This is a genomic window from Streptomyces sp. MGP-BFMKR1, from assembly GCF_057766585.1.
Genome location: NZ_CM173408.1, coordinates 801,563 through 817,289, shown reverse-complemented (window position 1 = coordinate 817,289; position 15,727 = coordinate 801,563). Strand labels below are relative to the sequence as shown.

Sequence of the window (15,727 nt, the reverse complement as noted above, 5' to 3'; positions counted from 1 at the left end):
GGCCGCCGCCCGACCCGTACGATGCGCGGGGTGGTGCCCGCTGGTCGCGCACCACCGGGCCGGCGGCGCGCGGCCCCGGGACAGGCCGGGGGGACCACGGGCGCCGCGGAGGGGGAGTGTCGCAAGCATGGACAACACCGAGATCGCCGAGTTCGGCAAGCTCTTCAGGCAGTTCCTCGACCAGGTCGTCCACCGCGAGCACGTGGACCCGGCACGCTCGCTCGACCGTCGACTGCGCGACCACCTCGGCCAACCGCCGGAGGAGGCGCCCATCGTCAAGGCCAGCTACCCGGCGTACGACCACGCCAACGTGCACCTGGCCGTCGAGCGCTGGTTCACCGAGCCCGGCCGCGGCCACGAACTCATCGGCGTCGCCTCCGAGAGCTACCGCGGGGACTCCCTCGCGGAGATCGTCGAGGCGACCCAGCGCTACGGCCGGCACGCCGTCGGCGCCGTCGACTACGCGTACCTGCCCATCTCCACCGACGAGGAGTTGGCCTGCGTCGCCTTCGGCATCTACCTCGGCACCGACGACGGCGTGCCGTACGTGGTGCTGCTGCGCGGCCCCGACGAGGAGTACGGGCGGAACAAGGTCGAACTCGACGTGCTCACCGCCGACCGGGACGCGGCCAAGCGACTGCTGGCGGGCGTGGACCGGCTGATCCACGAACACAACGTCTTCCGCGGCAAGGTGCTCTCCTTCCAGAGCAGCCCCTTCGGGGACGGCATCGGCCCCTTCCGGTTCCACCCCAGGCCCGCGCTCGCCGCCACCGACATCGTGCTGCCCGACGGGCTGTTGGCGCGCGTGGAGCGGCAGGTCGTGGGCGTGGCCAGGCGCCGCGAGCGCCTGCGCGCGCACGGCCAGCACCTGCGCCGCGGGCTGCTCCTGTACGGGCCGCCCGGCACCGGCAAGACGCACAGCGTGCGCTACCTGCTGTCGCAGTTGCCCGAGTTCACAGTGGTCGTGCTGTCGGGCACGAGCATCCAACACGTCGCCGACGCCTGCTCGCTGGCCCGCCACCTCCAACCCGCGCTGGTCGTCCTGGAGGACTGCGACCTCATCGCGGAGTCCCGCGACTTCGTGGACGACGGGCAGCCGCTGCTGTTCCAGGTCCTCAACGAGATGGACGGACTCGGCGACGACGTGGACGTGGCCTTCCTGCTCACCACCAACCGGGCCGACGTGCTGGAACCCGCGCTGGCCCAGCGCCCGGGCCGGGTCGACATGGCCGTGGAGATCCCCCTGCCGGACACCGACGGCCGGCGCCGGCTGCTCGACCTGTACGGGGCCGGCCTCGGACTGCCCGAGGCGGCGCTGACGGACGCGGTGGCGCGCACCGCCGGCACCACCGCCTCCTTCGCCAAGGAACTGATGCGCCGGACCGCGCTGTTCGCCGCGGAGCGCGAGGCGGCGACCGTGACGGCCACCGACCTCTCCGCCGCCCTGGACGAACTGCTCTCCGACCAGGACGCGTTGACCAGGCGCCTGCTCGGCGTGCCCGACCCGCACGCCACGCCCGGCACCGGCGCCGAGGCGCTCCCGGACGGGGAGGCGGACGAGTTCGACGACGACCGGTTCCTGGAGTAGGTCGCGCTCGGCCCGACGGAATCCGCGTCCGCTGTCGTGCGGCGAGCCGTGTTCGTCACGCGGGGAGAGGCGTGGTCCGCCGGCAGTGACGGCGGACCTGCACGCGGCCCCCGTCTCACGGGGTCAGCGTGGCGCGCCGTACCAGCGCCACTTGGTCAGCCGCGGGTGGTCGGGCAGTTCGGCGCGTCCGGTGGACCAGAGCAGGGTGGGCCAGGGGGCCGTGGTGTGTGGGGCGTCGGGGAAGAGGCGTGCCAGTACCCGTGCGCACACGTCGGCGGGTGGGGTCCAGTCGAGGCCGAGGCCCTCGGCCAGGTCGTGGGTGTGCACCAGCGTCTCCACGAGCCCCATCGCGGCGAAGCCCTCCGGGTCGGAGGCGCCGAAGACGTGGTGGGCGCGCACCTGTGGTGGCTTCGTCCGCACCATGGCGACCAGCAGCGCGCCGCTGGCCTCCAGTACCTGCAACAGGCCGTCGGGCCCCGCCGCGCGGTCGGCGTGGATGGCGTTCGCGGGGCCGCCGGGCCTGCGGCTCTCCCAGACGAACGGGACGTCGCCGGTCAGTGGGGGTGCGGCGGGGCCCAGTTGGGCGGCGTAGGCGAAGAGGTCGTCGCTGAGGTGTTCCACGGTCTCCCAGCAGTCCCACTCCAGCGTGCCGGCCTTGCTCTCCCACGCGGCGGCGGGCGCCTGCCGGAGCGTGGCGACGGATTGGCGTACGGCTTGTTCGAGGTCGTCCGCGGTGACCGGGGCGCGTGGTGCTTCGGTGGGTAGACGCATGTCGGGAACCTTAGCGAGGGGGTTCGGAAGGGCTCCTCCGCGCGGTCCGCCGGAGCCGACCGCGGCGTTGCCGGGGTCGGCCGCTACGAGGCCACGCGGTGTGCGGGCGGGATCTCGCCCGAGCCGCGGGCGATCAGCCGGGTGGGCAGCACGACCTGTCGGGGCTCCTCGTCGGCGCCCTCCAGGCGGCGGAAGAGCATGTTCGCCGCGGTGCGGCCGAGTTGGGCCGCGTCCTGCGCCACGACGGTGACCCCGGGGGAGAGCAGGTCGGCGAGTTCGAAGTCGTCGAAGCCGACCAGCGCGGCCCGGCCGGGCCGGGCCGCCAGCACGCGTACGGCCGTGACCGTGACCCGGTTGTTCCCCGCGAACAGCGCGGTCACCGGCTCCGGTCCGGACAGCATCGCCTCGGCCGCGGCCAGCACCCGGCTCGGGTCGGTGGCGCCCAGCGACATCCACGCCTCGTTCACGGGCAGGCCGGCGACGGACATCGCCGCACGATAGCCGCGCAGCCGCTCGATGGCGGTGTGGATGCGGGGTTGGTCGCCGATGAAGCCGATGCGCCGGTGCCCGTGCGCGATCAGGTGGGCTACCGCGTCCCGGGCGCCGCCGAAGCTGTCGGAGAGCACAGCGTCGCAGTCGATCCGGCCGGCCGGGCGGTCCACGAAGACGGTGGCGACGCCGGCCGAGATCTCCGGCTCCAGGTAGCGGTGGTCGTCGCCGGCCGGGATGACCACCAGGCCGTCCACCCGGCGGGCGCACAGCGCGAGCACCAACTCCTGTTCCCGGGCCGGGTCTTCGGCGCTCGAACCGTTGATGAGCAGTGCCCCGTGGTCCCGGGCGACCTCCTCTACGGCCCGGCTGAGCGGCCCGTAGAAGGGATCGGCCAGGTCCTCGAGGACCAGGCCGACGCTCGCGGTGCGGCCCTTGCGCAGGATGCGGGCGCTGTCGTTGCGGCGGAAGCCGAGGGCGGTGATCGCTTCCTGTACGCGGCGTTCGGTGTCGGGCGTCACCCCGGGCTCGCTGTTCACCACGCGGGAGACCGTCTTCAGGCCGACCCCCGCGCGGGCCGCGACGTCCTTCATGGTGGGCCTGTTGCCGTAGCGAGGAGAGGTGGTGCCGTTGCGTTGTGTGGTGCCCCGGGCCGGGTCAGTCACGGTGCGCTCGTCCTGTCGCTGGATTGTCTGTTGGCGGCGTCGGGTTGAGCATAGCCTCTAGACAACGTTGTCAAATCCGGCGGAGACTATGACCGGAACCGGGGTGCGCACGCCCACGCCCCGCCGCCGGGCCGCGTACATTCGGCTCCCGCCCGTCCCACAGGACCGTTCCGGGCACGCCAACCAGCCCCTCATCGCCTGTCAGGAGACCGCCCCATGTCAGATGAGCTCGTCGCCGCGCTGGACATCGGCGGCACCAAAATCGCGGGCGCGCTCGTGCGGGAGACCGGCGCGCTGACCGTACGGGCACGACGGGCCACGCCGGCACGCGCATCCGGGCCCACCGTGATGGCCGCTGTGCGCGCCGTGCTCGACGAGTTGACCGCGAGCCCCCAGTGGTCGCGGGTGGTCGCCGTGGGCATCGGCAGCGCGGGCCCGGTGGACGCCTCGGTGGGCACCGTCAGCCCGGTCAACATCCCCGGCTGGCGCGACTACCCGCTGGTCAGCCAGGTGCGCCAGGCCGTGGGCGGGCTGCCGGTCACGCTGGTGGGCGACGGCGTCGCGATGGCGGCGGCCGAGCACTGGCAGGGCGCGGCACGCGGCTGCGCCAACGCGCTGTGCATGGTCGTGTCCACCGGCGTCGGCGGCGGCCTGATCCTCGACGGTCGGCCCCACCTCGGCCCCACCGGCAACGCCGGGCACATCGGGCACATCAGCGTCGACCTCGACGGCGACCCGTGCCCCTGCGGCAGCCAGGGCTGCGTCGAGCGCATCGCCAGCGGCCCCAACATCGCGTCGCGGGCCGTCGCGGACGGCTGGCGGGCGGGACCCGAGGGCGCGGGGGCCGCCGCCGTGGCCGCCGCCGCCCGGGCCGGCGACCCCGTCGCCCGCGCCTCGTACGAGCGCGCCGCACAGGCGTTGGCGGCCGGCATCGCGGCCACCGCCACCCTGGTGGAGATCGAACTCGCGGTCATCGGCGGCGGCGTCGCGGGCGCCGGAGAGGTGCTCTTCGACCCCCTGCGCCACGCCCTGCGCGACTACGCGCGACTGTCCTTCGTCCGGGAGCTGTCCGTCCTGCCAGCTCAGATGGGTACGGACGCCGGCCTGGTCGGCGCGGCCGCGGCTGCCGCGCGGGCCAGCGACGTCGCAGGCTTCGGCGCGGCGGCCCAAGCGCGCTCCGAGCGGTGCGTGGGGCCACGAGGTCCGCGACGGCTCGGGGCCTAAGCTGAGCCCCACGCGGCGCCAGCACACCCGCGCGAGGCGCCACCGCGCGCGGGACGCGCGGGGCGGACCAGGGCGCGGCACGAGTGCGTGAGGGGAACAGCACGGTGAGTACGGGGGACGGCGCGGACCTGACCGGCAGGGTGCTGGGCGGGAGATACCGGGTCACACGGCAACTCGGGCGCGGCGGCATGGGGGTGGTCTGCGCGGCCGTGGACGAGGTGCTCGGCCGCGAGGTCGCGGTCAAGGTGCTCCGTGCCTTCACCGATGCCGGGCCGGCGGAACTGGCCGACCTGCGGACCCGGATGCGCCGCGAGGCGCGCGCGGCGGCCCGCATCCGCCACTCCGGCGTGATCACCGTGCACGACGTCGCGGAGGAGAACGGGCTGCCCATCATCGTGATGGAGCTCATCGACGGGCCCTCGCTGGACGACGTGTTGACGGCCGAGGGCGTGCTGGACCCGACGCGGGCCGCCGCCATCGGGGCGCGGGTCGCCGAGGCCCTTGGCGCCGGTCACGAGGTGGGCGTGCTGCACCGCGACGTCAAGCCGGGCAACGTGCTGCTCGACCGCGCGAGCACGCCGGGGGCGTACGGCGGCTCGGCCCAACTCGGCGCCGGCCGGGTCGTCCTCACGGACTTCGGCATCGCCAGCATGGACGCCCCCGACGACGGAGCGGCGACCAAGCTCACCCGCAGCGGCGAACTCATCGGCTCACTCGACTACCTGGCCCCCGAACGTGCCCAGGGACACGAACCGGGCCCGGGCTCCGACGTATGGGCGCTGGGCATGACGCTGTACGCGGCCGTCGAGGGCTCCTCCCCCTTCCGCCGCACCTCGGTGTGGTCGACGCTGACCGCCATCGTGACCGAGCCGCTGCCCGAGCCGCGCCGCGCGGGGCCGCTGACCCCGGTGTTGTGGGCGTTGATGGCCAAGGACCCGGCGGCCCGCCCGACGGCCGCCCAGGCCGCCGCGATGCTCGACGCGGTGGCCGCGGGGCACGCCGCACCGCTCGCCGCGGGCCCGGGCGGTGCGTACGGGGCGCCGGGCGTTCCGGCGCACGGCTCGGGCGGCGACTGGGGCCAGCGGCCCGCCGGCACCGGCCAGCAGGCGCCCGGACCCGGCACCTTCGGCGCGCCGGCCCAGGGGAGCGGGGCGAGCGCGTACGGCGCGGGCCCGGCCCTTGGCGCGGCGGGCACGGGCGGCGCGTTGGGCGGGTTCGGTGGTTCGGGCGTGGCCGGGGCCGCGGGCGGGCCGGGAGATTCTGGCGGGCCGGGGGTTTCCGGTGGGCCAGGGGCGGTTGGGGTTTCCGGTACGTCGGGTGCGGGTGCGGGTGCGGGTGCGGGTGCGGGGGTGCCCGGGGTGGCGGGGGTCGCTGGTGCGACGGGAGCTTTTGGCGCGGCTGGGGTAGCGCGGCAGGCGCAAGGGGCCGGTGGGGCACCCGGGCACGGTGGGCACGGTGAGGGCGCCGGGGAGACGCTGGTGGCCGGCGGCGGTAGGGCCACGCGGCGGCTGCCCGCTCGCCGGCGCGCCCGACGCGGCACGCTGGCCGCGGTGACGGCGGCCACCGTGCTGGTGGGCGGCGGGCTGACGTACGCGCTGATGGACCGGGGCAGCGGCGACGAGACGCGAGCGGGCGGCGGGTCCTCCGGACACCCCACCGACGACGCCGAGCCGGGCGCCGTCGACCCGAACGGCGGGGCGGGCGACCCCGAACAGGGCGGCGCCAAGGGCAAGCGCGGTGCGGAGGCCAGCGCGTCGCCGACGCCCACGGGCTCGGGCGAGCCCACGGAGCGGGGCGACGACGAGCGGGACAAGGACGACGCCGACAAGCGCGACAAGGGCGAAGGGGACGGCGCGAAGGACGCGGACCGGGACGCGGCGGGGGAGGAGCGCGAGGGCCGCGACCGGCCGAGCGCGTCCGAGCCCGGGCCCGGCGCCTCGTCCCAGGCCCCGGCGCCGGCGTGCCACCCCTCGGGCGCCGGTGCCGGCAAGCACGACTGCACGGTCTGGAAGTCCGCCTCCTCCTACACCCGCGACGGCGCCCAGGTGGGGACCCTGAACCAGGGCACCAACTACTTCTTCTGCCAGGAGAACCTGGGCCGCCGCGAGACGTCGGGCGCTTGGACCAACGTGTGGTGGGCCAAGACCGACGACGACAGCGGCAATGCCGGTGTGTACGTCAGCGTCGTCTACGTCAAGGGCGGAGCCAACGACCAGCCCGTCCCGGGACTGCCCGTGTGCTGACCGCCCCGCGCCGGCCTGGCTCGCCCTGGCTCTGAACCTGGCCTCGGGGCTGTTGCTCGGCCTGGCCTCGACGGCGGCGTCGGCTGCGGCCTTGGCCGCCGGGCCCGGAGCCGAGCCGTCCGGGGGCGGTTGCGTGCCGTGGGGGTGTCCGACGGCGGGAAACGACACGGCGAAGTGACGCGGTGTCGGGCGCGTGGGTGCAGTCGCGGAGCGCAGGGGCGCGTACGGAGGAGCGCAGGCGCGCGGGCCTGGGCGGATGACTGCCGCTCGGGCCCGCCGAGGCCGAGGCGCGATGGCGCGCCCGCCCCTCCCGCGCCACGGCTCCGCGAGGCTCACGCGGCGGCGCACGGCGCGCCTCGGCGGGCCGCCGCTCGGCCCCGGCGCGCGCTCGCGTGAGCCGCGCGGTGGCACCGGACGGTGCTGCCACGAACCCCGACCCGCCCACCGCCGACCGCCGCGTGACCGGCGGTTTCCTGGGGGACGGTGGGGCGGCGGTGCAGCCAGGGGTTCGCGGCCGGCCGGGCACGGGCCGACCGGCGCCGGGGCGCCGCGCGACGGGCCCGTAAGCCCCGTCGTCGGCCTCCGCCACCCACTCGACGGTTCGCCGTCGGCCCGGGCGCGCCCCCTCCGAACCGCACACGTTTTCGTGGCACGGTGATGCGGGCAACTGTCTGGGGGCTACGGAGGAGGGGGAACCCGTGATCGTCTGGCTGAACGGCACGTTCGGTGTGGGGAAGACCAGCACGGCCCGTGAGGTGTGTGAGCTGCTGCCCGACAGCACGTTCTTCGACCCCGAACTGATCGGCGGCGGCCTGCGCGCGATGTTGCCGAGCAAGCGCCTCGCGGAGGTGGGCGACTACCAGGACCTGCCCTCCTGGCGGCGGTTGGTGGTGGACACCGCGGCGGCGCTCCTCGCGGAGGTGGGCGGAGTGCTGGTGACGCCCATGACACTGCTGCGGCAGGACTACCGGGACGAGATATTCGGCGGCCTGGCGTCCCGCCGCATCCCCGTGCAGCACATCCTGCTCCATGCGGAGGAAACGATCCTTCGCGAGCGCATCGAGGGCCGGGCGCTCGTTCCCGACCAGCCCGAGGGCGACGCGTCGATCCGGAAGTGGTGCCTGGACCACCTTGAGCCCTACCGCGGGGCGCTGTCCTGGCTCACCGCCGACGCACACGTCATCCGCACCGACCGACTCACCGCGGGCCAGGCCGCGGAGCTGGTGGCCGACGCGGTACGGGACGGCGCGGGCGCCTGCACGATGGTGCAGACGCCGCACCCGACGGCGGAGACGGTGGCCTCGGGGGTACTGCTCTTCGACGAGGACGACCGCGTCCTGCTCGTCGATCCCACCTACAAGCCCGACTGGGAGTTCCCCGGCGGCGTGGTGGAGCCCGGCGAACCCCCCACCCGCGCCGGAGTCCGCGAGGTGGCCGAGGAGTTGGGCATGCGCCTCGCCGATCCGCTGCGACTGCTGGTCGTGGACTGGGAGCCGCCGAACCCGCCGGGATACGGCGGGCTGCGCCTGCTCTTCGACGGCGGCCGGCTCAGCGAGAGCCAGGCGGGCGAACTGCTGCTCCCCGCGGACGAACTCCGCGGCTGGCGCTTCGTCACGGAGGACGAGGCGGCCGACCTCCTGCCCCCGCACCGCTGGCACCGACTGCGCTGGGCCCTCCGCGCCCGCGAACGCGGCTGCCCCATCAACCTGGAGCAGGGCCTCCCCGTCACCTGAACCCCCACGCGGCGTCGGTCAGTGCAGTGCAGTGCAATGAGTCTCCACCAACGTGAAAGTGCGGGTCAAAGGGCTGGTGTGACGGTCTTCCGGGGTGCGCGCGCTGGTCATGGGCGGCTGTCTACGGCACAGATCGTCCGTCAGCGCGGTCGGTTCGCCGGTTTCTGCCGGCTGTGGCCTGGTGGCCTTCTACGATCCGGTGCCTGGATCCGAGCTGATGGAACGCGTCACCGTCCGGCGCGCGGAACTGGACGCACCGCACCGCACGTTCGGCGTGGCGGAGGGGGCTCTGCCGTCGGGCTACCGGCGCGTTCTCACCGCCGTGTGGCAGGGCGCCGGACCAGTCATGGCCCGGCAGGTCGGCGAGATGCTGGGAGGACACCAGCGTGCGGGCCGGACTGGAGTCGCCGCGCGGGAAACTGGTCAGGCTGGCCGACCGCGACTGGCTTCGAGAACTGCCCAACGGCCGGCTCACCGTTCGCCTGTGCCCAGGGACGCTGCCGCCCTGACGGCGCCCGTTGATTGCATTCCCCACCCCCCCCGGGCTGTTCCCCAGGTCTGCTCATCTGGTGCGTCTTCTCCACCCGTGCAGCGGTCCGTACGGCTTTGATGGTGCGGAAGCCCCGGCGCACGCCCCCACGACAGAGGGGTTTGCACGTGCCGTAGCGGCATGTGGTCCAGTAGGCGGCGAGCACGACATCGAGAGGTTCCCTCGCATGCCCCTTCCTGCGATTCCCCGCCGGGTCAAGATCGGTGATGCCGCCGCGTTCGCCGGGACCACACCCCGCGCCATCCGCCACTACCACGCCATCGGGCTCCTCGCCGAACCGGAACGCGGCAGCGACGACCGCCGCCGCTACGGATACGACGACATGATCCGCCTGCTGTGGGTCCGCAGGATGGCTGATGCGGGTATCTCCCTGGACGACATCCACGCCGCCTTCGAGGGCACCAGCGGCATCGAGCAGTCCCTGGCCCGTCTGGAGGAGTCCCTCGCTTCCAAGGCTGCCGCCATCGAGGCCCAGCGGGCCGCCGTGAAGCGTCTCCGCGAGGTGGGCAGCCCTCTTGGCCTGCTCTCACCGCTGGTCACTGGCCGCCTGCGCGACCTGCCGCCCGGAGCCCTGCGCTCCGCCGACCTCGATACCCTCCTGGTCACGGAGCGCGTCCTCGGCCCACTGGGCGCCGCCGTCCAGGCCGACCGGTTCATCGTCCTGGCCACCCATCCCGAGCTGCGGGCCGAGGAGGACCGACTGGCCGAGGCCGAGGCGGCCCTGGACGACACCATGTCCCCCGACGACCCCCGCGTCGAAGACCTGGCCGCCCAGCGACGTGATCACGAGACCGCCCTGGCAGCCGCCATCGAAGGATCCGGCCTGGAAGAGGCCCTCAACGACCTCCTGGACCGGGAGGACGAGCACGCCGGCGAGGAGGAAGAGGGGGCGAGGATGAGCGTGATGGAGGCCGTCGGCAAGATGCCGTACGACTTCTCCCCGGCCCGCGTCCGGTACGAGGAACGTGTCATCGAACTGCTTCACTCGGCCGATCAGGCCGGCGACAGGGACCAACGGACCTGCTGACTGGCATCGCGCCCAGAACGAGCCCGACAAGAGCAGCCCTGAGTGGCGCGGCGCGAACGTAAACCCGGTGCCCCCGAGGGCCGTTGGAATCGTGTGACGAAAACCGAAGGTACGCCGAGGGCACCTGCCCGCTTGCTCACCTGTGCCGCCGGCCGCTGTCCACGGGGACCGTCAACCACCTCGCTGATCTGCTGCGACGTCACCTGAAAGCGATCCGGTTCCGGTGGCGGATCCTGCCACCGGGAAGATCGCGGTGCTCGTCCCGGCCGTGTTGCGCCACGACCGGCGCCTGGCCGACAGGGCCGGCGGCGACCACGTGTCCGAGCCCACCGTCCGCCGCCGGCGCGACGAGCTGATCACCCTGCTCGCCGCCGGCCTCCAGACCCTGGCGGACCTGGGCCTTCGCGGCCTGGACAACGACGTACTCGATCCCGTGATCGTCACCGGCTGCCACGCCAGCCGCACCCACAAGCTCACCCCTGGCGAGAAGACCGCCCACCGCGCCCTCGCCGTCGGACGGGCACCGGTCGAGCACGGCTTCGCTCACCTCAAGAACTGGCGGATCCTCACCAAGCTCCGCAGCGATCCCGCCCGGGTGCCGCTGGCACCCGGCGCGGGGCGCGACGAGGTCGGCCGGCCCGTCCGCTCGCCCGGCCGCTCGCCCGCCCGTGCGCCGGACGCCCGGCGGGCCGAGCCGTGCGGTCTGCCGACATCGGCCCCCTGGGCCCGCAACCACGGCACTTCCGGGGGCATGCCGCTCCTGCCGCTGCGATCAGTGCGTCGCTGCGGGCGGGCGGGGCGTCGTCGGCCGGAGGGCGGTGGCCGTGTCAGGCCGCGTCGGTTGCCGCGTACTCGACCAGGAACAGGGCCTCCGCGAGCGAGAGCCGCTCCAACTCCTGCGGCGACACGCTCTCGTTGACCGCGTGGATCTGCGCCTCCGGCTCGCTCAGCCCGATCAGCAGGATCTCGGCCTCCGGGTAGAGCGACGCCAGGGTGTTGCACAGCGGGATGGAGCCGCCCATGCCCGAGATCTGCATCTCCTGGCCGTCGTAGGCCAGGCGCATGGCCTTGGCCATCGACGCGTAGGCCGGGCTGCTGGTGTCGGCGCGGAACGGCTGACCCTGGCCCACCTGCTCCACGGCGATCCTCGCGCCCCACGGGGTGTTCGCCTTCAGGTGCGCGGCCAGCAGGTCGGTCGCCTCGGCGGCGTCCACGCCCGGCGGCACGCGCAGGCTCACCAGCGCGCCGGCGCTCGCCTGCACCGAGGGGGTGGCGCCGACGACCGGCGGGCAGTCGATGCCGAGCACGGTCACCGCGGGGCGGGCCCAGATCCGGTCCGCGATGGTGCCGGAACCGATGAGCTCCACTCCGTCGAGCACCTTGGCGTCCTTGCGGAACTCCTCCTCCGCGTACTGCAACCCCTCCCAGCTCGCGTCGGACGCCAGGCCCCGCACGGTGGTCGAGCCGTCCTCGGCGCGCAGCGAGTCCAGCGCCCTGATCAGCGCGGCCAGCGCGTCCGGGGCGGCGCCGCCGAACTGGCCCGAGTGCAGGTTGCCGCCCAACGTGTCCACCTGCACGCGCATCAGCGTCATCCCGCGCAGGGTGGCCGTGGCCGTCGGCAGCCCCACCCGGAAGTTGCCCGCGTCCCCGATGACGATGGTGTCCGCCGCCAGCAGCTCGGGGTGGGCCTCCGCGTACCGCTCAAGCCCTCCGGTGCCCTGCTCCTCGGAGCCCTCGCAGATCACCTTGACGTGAACCGGTATCCCGCCGTTCTCCTTGAGGGCCCGCAGCGCCGTCAGGTGCATGATCAGGCCACCCTTGCAGTCGGCGGCCCCGCGTCCGTACCAGCGGCCGTCGCGCTCGGTGAGCTCGAACGGCGGCGAGAGCCAGGCGGCCTCGTCCAGCGGGGGCTGCACGTCGTAGTGCGCGTACAGCAGGACGGTCGGGGCGCCTTCGGGGCCGGGGAGGAAGCCGTAGACCGACTGCGTGCCGTCGGGGGTGTCGAGGAGGGCGACGTCCTGGAAGCCCTCGCCGCGCAGCGCGTCCGCCACCCAGTTCGCGGCGGCCTCGCACTCGCTCCGGGGGAACTGGGCCGGGTCGGCGACCGACTTGAACGCGACCAGTTCGGTCAGTTCCGCACGGGCCCGGGGCTGGAGTGCGGCCACGGTCTGGGCGAGCGTGGCGTGGTCGGGCTGGCGGACGGAGGCTTGCTCCATGGAACGCTCCTTGTGGGCGCGGCGTTATGTCCGTACGTACGGGCGAAGGGTGCACCGATCTTCCCACAGCGGGGCCGCTGAGCGGCGCGCCGTAGGATGCGAGCGGTAGCCGAAGCGAGTGGTCGAGCGGGAGTAGAAGTACATCGTGAGCAGCGACAACAGCGGCGAGATGGGTCTGCACGGCGGCGACGCGGCCGACGACGGCGAGTCGGTGTGGGACGTCGTGGTCGTGGGGGCGGGCCCGGCGGGCGCCTCCGCCGCGCACGCCGCGGCCTGCGCGGGCCGCAGAGTGCTGCTCCTGGAGAAGGCGGAGCTGCCCCGCTACAAGACCTGCGGCGGCGGGATCATCGGGCCCTCGCGCGAGGCCCTGCCGCCAGGGTTCGAGATGCCGCTGCGGGATCGTGTGCACGCCGTGACCTTCTCGCTCAACGGCAAGCTCTCGCGCACTCGGCGGTCCAAGCAGATGCTCTTCGGGCTGATCAACCGGCCCGAGTTCGACGCCGCGCTGGTGGAGTCGGCCACGGCCGCCGGGGCCACCCTGCGCACCGGCGTGACCGTCTCCCGGGTCGAGCAGCACGGGCCCTCCGTACCCGACCGGCGCACCGTCGCCGTCGTGCTCAGCGACGGGGAGACCGTGCTCGCCCGGGCCGTCGTCGGGGCGGACGGCAGCGCCAGTCGGATAGCGGGGCACGTGGGTGTCAAGGTCGAGCAGGTGGACCTCGGTCTGGAGGCGGAGATCCCGGTGCCGCCGACCGTCGCCGAGGACTGGGCGGGCCGGGTGCAGATCGACTGGGGGCCGATCCCCGGCAGTTACGGCTGGGTCTTCCCCAAGGGCGACACCCTGACCGTGGGCGTCATCTCGGCGCGCGGCGAGGGCGCCGAGACCAAGCGCTACCTCCAGGACTTCATCGCGCGCCTGGGCCTCGCGGGGTTCGAGCCGAGCATCTCCTCCGGCCACCTCACACGCTGCCGCTCCGACGACTCGCCGCTCTCGCGCGGTCGCGTACTCGTCTGTGGGGACGCCGCGGGGCTGCTGGAGCCGTGGACCCGGGAGGGGATCTCCTTCGCGCTGCGCTCCGGCCGGCTGGCGGGGGAGTGGGCCGTGCGCATAGCGGAGGCGCACGACGCGGTGGACGCGCGGCGGCAGGCGCTGAACTACGCCTTCGCCATCAAGTCGGGCCTCGGCGTGGAGATGGGCGTGGGGCGCCGCCTGCTGTTGGCCTACGAGCGGCGGCCGGGCATGGTGCACGCGGCGATCACCGGTCTCCGCCCGGCCTGGCGGGCGTTCGCCAAGATCACGCGTGGTACCACCACGCTTGCCGAGATCGTCCGCACCCACCCCTCCGCACGTCGCCTGATGATGGTGCTCGACCGCGGCTGACGCGCCGACCCCGCTCCGCCACGGGGAGGGCCGCGGGGCGTCGTGACGCGTCGGCCCCGCGCCCAGGGCGCGACGCGGGTGGGCTTCCGCCGCGTCGACCGGCGGGTGGCTGGCTCCGCCGCTGGGCAGCGGGCCGTGGTGCGTGCGCGGCGCGCCGCCCAGCCCATCGGTGTGCCGGTCGCGCCAGCGCACGGGAACGAGACGACTCCGCGACCTCAGCCTCAGCGCGTGCGCGACGGTGCGGGCGAGGGCGGCGAGTGGCTGGCGGGTGCTGGGTCGGCGAGTGGTGGCGGCCCAGCGGGCGTGTCCGGCGGCCGTGAGGAGGGGCGCTCGGGAGCGTCGGGCCGCCTCGCGAGTGCGTCGCCGGGCCGTCAGGGGCGCGTGGCGCTCAGCGGCTCGGGGGTGGGGTGGGTGACGCGGCCTGCCGCGTCGCTGGCGTCGTCCGGGGTGCTCGGCCGTGATCTCGCGGCGGGCGCGCGCCGGGGAGAGTGTGCTGTCCATGCCTCATCGTCCGCGTAGGTCAACGTGAAGATCGGGTGCCGCCGGGCGACCTCGGCCAGCTTCTCGTCGCTCGATGTGCCCGTGGCACCGTCGAAGAACCTGCCCACCTCGAAGCCCCAGCGCTTGAGGTAGGCCCGGAGCACCCGGGTCTTCTCCGCGCCCTCGGGCAGCTCTATCGCGCGGAACGGCCGCACGCCGCGCCCCTTCCTGAGCTGCCCGCCTCCCGCCGCCCGCATGTTGCGCACCCACTGCGTGGTGCCTCGGGCCGACACCAGGTAGTGCGCCCCGTCGAGGTGGAGCGGGTTGACCGGAACGCTGCGCCATTCACCGCTGGTCCGGCCGCGCACCGACAGCTCCGCGCTGCCGTAGAGCGAGACGCCGCGCCGGGCCAGCCAGGCGATGCCGCCGCCGATCACCCGGGCCTCGAACCAACTGGGCTTCGCGTAGTGCGTCATGGTGAGCCTTCCGTAGGAGAGGTGAGCCTGCGCGGCAGGGCCTCGCGATACCGAGAGAGCAGTGCTCTCGCTTGAGATCAGTGTGCACGACTTGGCGCCCCGAAACAAGAGCGGTGCTCTCTTTTCTGGTTGGTGCTCCGTCGCGGTGGCACACTGGCCCGCATGAGTGCGATCAAGGGGGCCAGAGAGCGGGCCCGTGACGAAGTGACCGCCGCGATCAAGGAAGAGGCGCGGCGACAGCTCGCCCGCGAGGGCGCCGCCAAACTGTCGCTCCGGGCGGTCGCCCGCGAGCTGGGCATGGTCTCCTCCGCGCTCTACCGCTACTTCCCCAGCCGGGACGACCTGCTGACCGCGCTGATCATCGACGCGTACGACGCGCTGGGCGCCGCGGCCGAGGACGCGCTCGCCGCGGCCAGTGGAGGCTCTCCCGACCAGCGGTGGACGGCCGTCTGTCGTGCCGTCCGCGAGTGGGCGCTCGCGCACCCGCACGAGTACGCGTTGATCTACGGCACGCCCGTCCCCGGCTACACCGCCCCCAGCGACACCACGGGCCCCGCCGCCCGCGTCGGCCTCGCCCTCATATCCGTACTCCGCGACGCGCACGAGGCGGGGGAGCTGCGCCCGACGGACGCGTCGGCGACGCCCGCACCGGTGCGGGAGGACGCGCGGCGACTCGGCGTCGAACTCGGTGTCGACCTGCCCGCACCGGCGCTGGCGGGTCTCACCGCGACCTGGGCGCAACTGTTCGGGCTGGTCAACTTCGAGGTGTTCGGCCAGTTCAACCACGTCGTCGAGGCGCGGGACGAGTTCTTCGACCAGGCCGCCGCCGGACTGGCCCGCCAGGTCGGCCTACTCCCCGGGGAGTAGACGCGCGCACCGCGTCG

12 protein-coding genes are annotated in these 15,727 nt (G+C 74.2%); 7 read left to right on the top strand and 5 right to left on the bottom strand.

The features are described 5' to 3' along the window. Positions 1–127 precede the first annotated feature (127 nt). Complete coding sequence (locus tag AC3CHW_RS02775) at positions 128–1,588, top strand: AAA family ATPase (RefSeq protein ID WP_488469440.1); 1,461 nt, start codon at positions 128–130, stop codon at positions 1,586–1,588. Positions 1,589–1,711: 123 nt separating this feature from the next. Here the strand turns inward: AC3CHW_RS02775 and AC3CHW_RS02770 are convergent, their stop codons facing one another. Beyond that, positions 1,712–2,359: a maleylpyruvate isomerase N-terminal domain-containing protein gene (locus tag AC3CHW_RS02770; RefSeq protein WP_488469439.1), complete on the bottom strand. Its 648-nt coding sequence runs from the start codon at positions 2,357–2,359 to the stop codon at positions 1,712–1,714. A gap of 83 nt (positions 2,360–2,442) precedes the next feature. Beyond that, positions 2,443–3,513 carry a LacI family DNA-binding transcriptional regulator gene (locus AC3CHW_RS02765; RefSeq protein WP_488469438.1) on the bottom strand — a complete coding sequence of 357 codons (1,071 nt, stop codon included), beginning with the start codon at positions 3,511–3,513 and terminating at the stop codon, positions 2,443–2,445. A gap of 216 nt (positions 3,514–3,729) precedes the next feature. Between AC3CHW_RS02765 and AC3CHW_RS02760 the strand changes: the two genes are divergently transcribed. The 4 genes from AC3CHW_RS02760 to AC3CHW_RS02745 all read left to right on the top strand — a co-directional run bounded on the left by AC3CHW_RS02760 (position 3,730) and on the right by AC3CHW_RS02745 (position 10,290). Then, positions 3,730–4,737, top strand: coding sequence for an ROK family protein (locus AC3CHW_RS02760; RefSeq protein ID WP_488469437.1), 1,008 nt, complete (start codon positions 3,730–3,732; stop codon positions 4,735–4,737). Between the two features lie 104 nt (positions 4,738–4,841). Continuing rightward, positions 4,842–6,980: a serine/threonine-protein kinase gene (locus AC3CHW_RS02755; protein WP_488469436.1), complete on the top strand. Its 2,139-nt coding sequence runs from the start codon at positions 4,842–4,844 to the stop codon at positions 6,978–6,980. A gap of 698 nt (positions 6,981–7,678) precedes the next feature. After that, complete coding sequence (locus AC3CHW_RS02750; protein WP_398607003.1) at positions 7,679–8,713, top strand: NUDIX hydrolase; 1,035 nt, start codon at positions 7,679–7,681, stop codon at positions 8,711–8,713. A 716-nt stretch (positions 8,714–9,429) separates the two neighbouring features. Continuing rightward, positions 9,430–10,290 (top strand): MerR family transcriptional regulator, encoded by an 861-nt coding sequence (locus AC3CHW_RS02745; protein WP_488469435.1) that lies wholly within the window; start codon positions 9,430–9,432, stop codon positions 10,288–10,290. Positions 10,291–10,489: 199 nt separating this feature from the next. Here the strand turns inward: AC3CHW_RS02745 and AC3CHW_RS02740 are convergent, their stop codons facing one another. Both AC3CHW_RS02740 and AC3CHW_RS02735 read right to left on the bottom strand, forming a co-directional pair. Then, positions 10,490–10,837 carry a hypothetical protein gene (locus AC3CHW_RS02740; RefSeq protein WP_488469434.1) on the bottom strand — a complete coding sequence of 116 codons (348 nt, stop codon included), beginning with the start codon at positions 10,835–10,837 and terminating at the stop codon, positions 10,490–10,492. 280 nt (positions 10,838–11,117) lie between these two features. Further along, entirely contained in the window at positions 11,118–12,506 is a 1,389-nt protein-coding gene (locus tag AC3CHW_RS02735; protein WP_398607006.1) for a dipeptidase, read from the bottom strand. 169 nt (positions 12,507–12,675) lie between these two features. Here AC3CHW_RS02735 and AC3CHW_RS02730 point away from each other — a divergent pair, with 169 nt between their 5' ends. Further along, positions 12,676–13,887, top strand: a complete 1,212-nt coding sequence (locus AC3CHW_RS02730) for a geranylgeranyl reductase family protein (protein WP_176166587.1) — start codon at positions 12,676–12,678, stop codon at positions 13,885–13,887. A 371-nt stretch (positions 13,888–14,258) separates the two neighbouring features. Here AC3CHW_RS02730 and AC3CHW_RS02725 read toward each other — a convergent pair whose 3' ends face one another. After that, positions 14,259–14,843 (bottom strand): nitroreductase/quinone reductase family protein, encoded by a 585-nt coding sequence (locus tag AC3CHW_RS02725; protein ID WP_488469433.1) that lies wholly within the window; start codon positions 14,841–14,843, stop codon positions 14,259–14,261. Between the two features lie 162 nt (positions 14,844–15,005). On the opposite strand from AC3CHW_RS02725, the gene AC3CHW_RS02720 reads away from it, so the two are divergent. Then, positions 15,006–15,710: a TetR/AcrR family transcriptional regulator gene (locus AC3CHW_RS02720; RefSeq protein ID WP_459250273.1), complete on the top strand. Its 705-nt coding sequence runs from the start codon at positions 15,006–15,008 to the stop codon at positions 15,708–15,710. Positions 15,711–15,727: the final 17 nt, after the last annotated feature.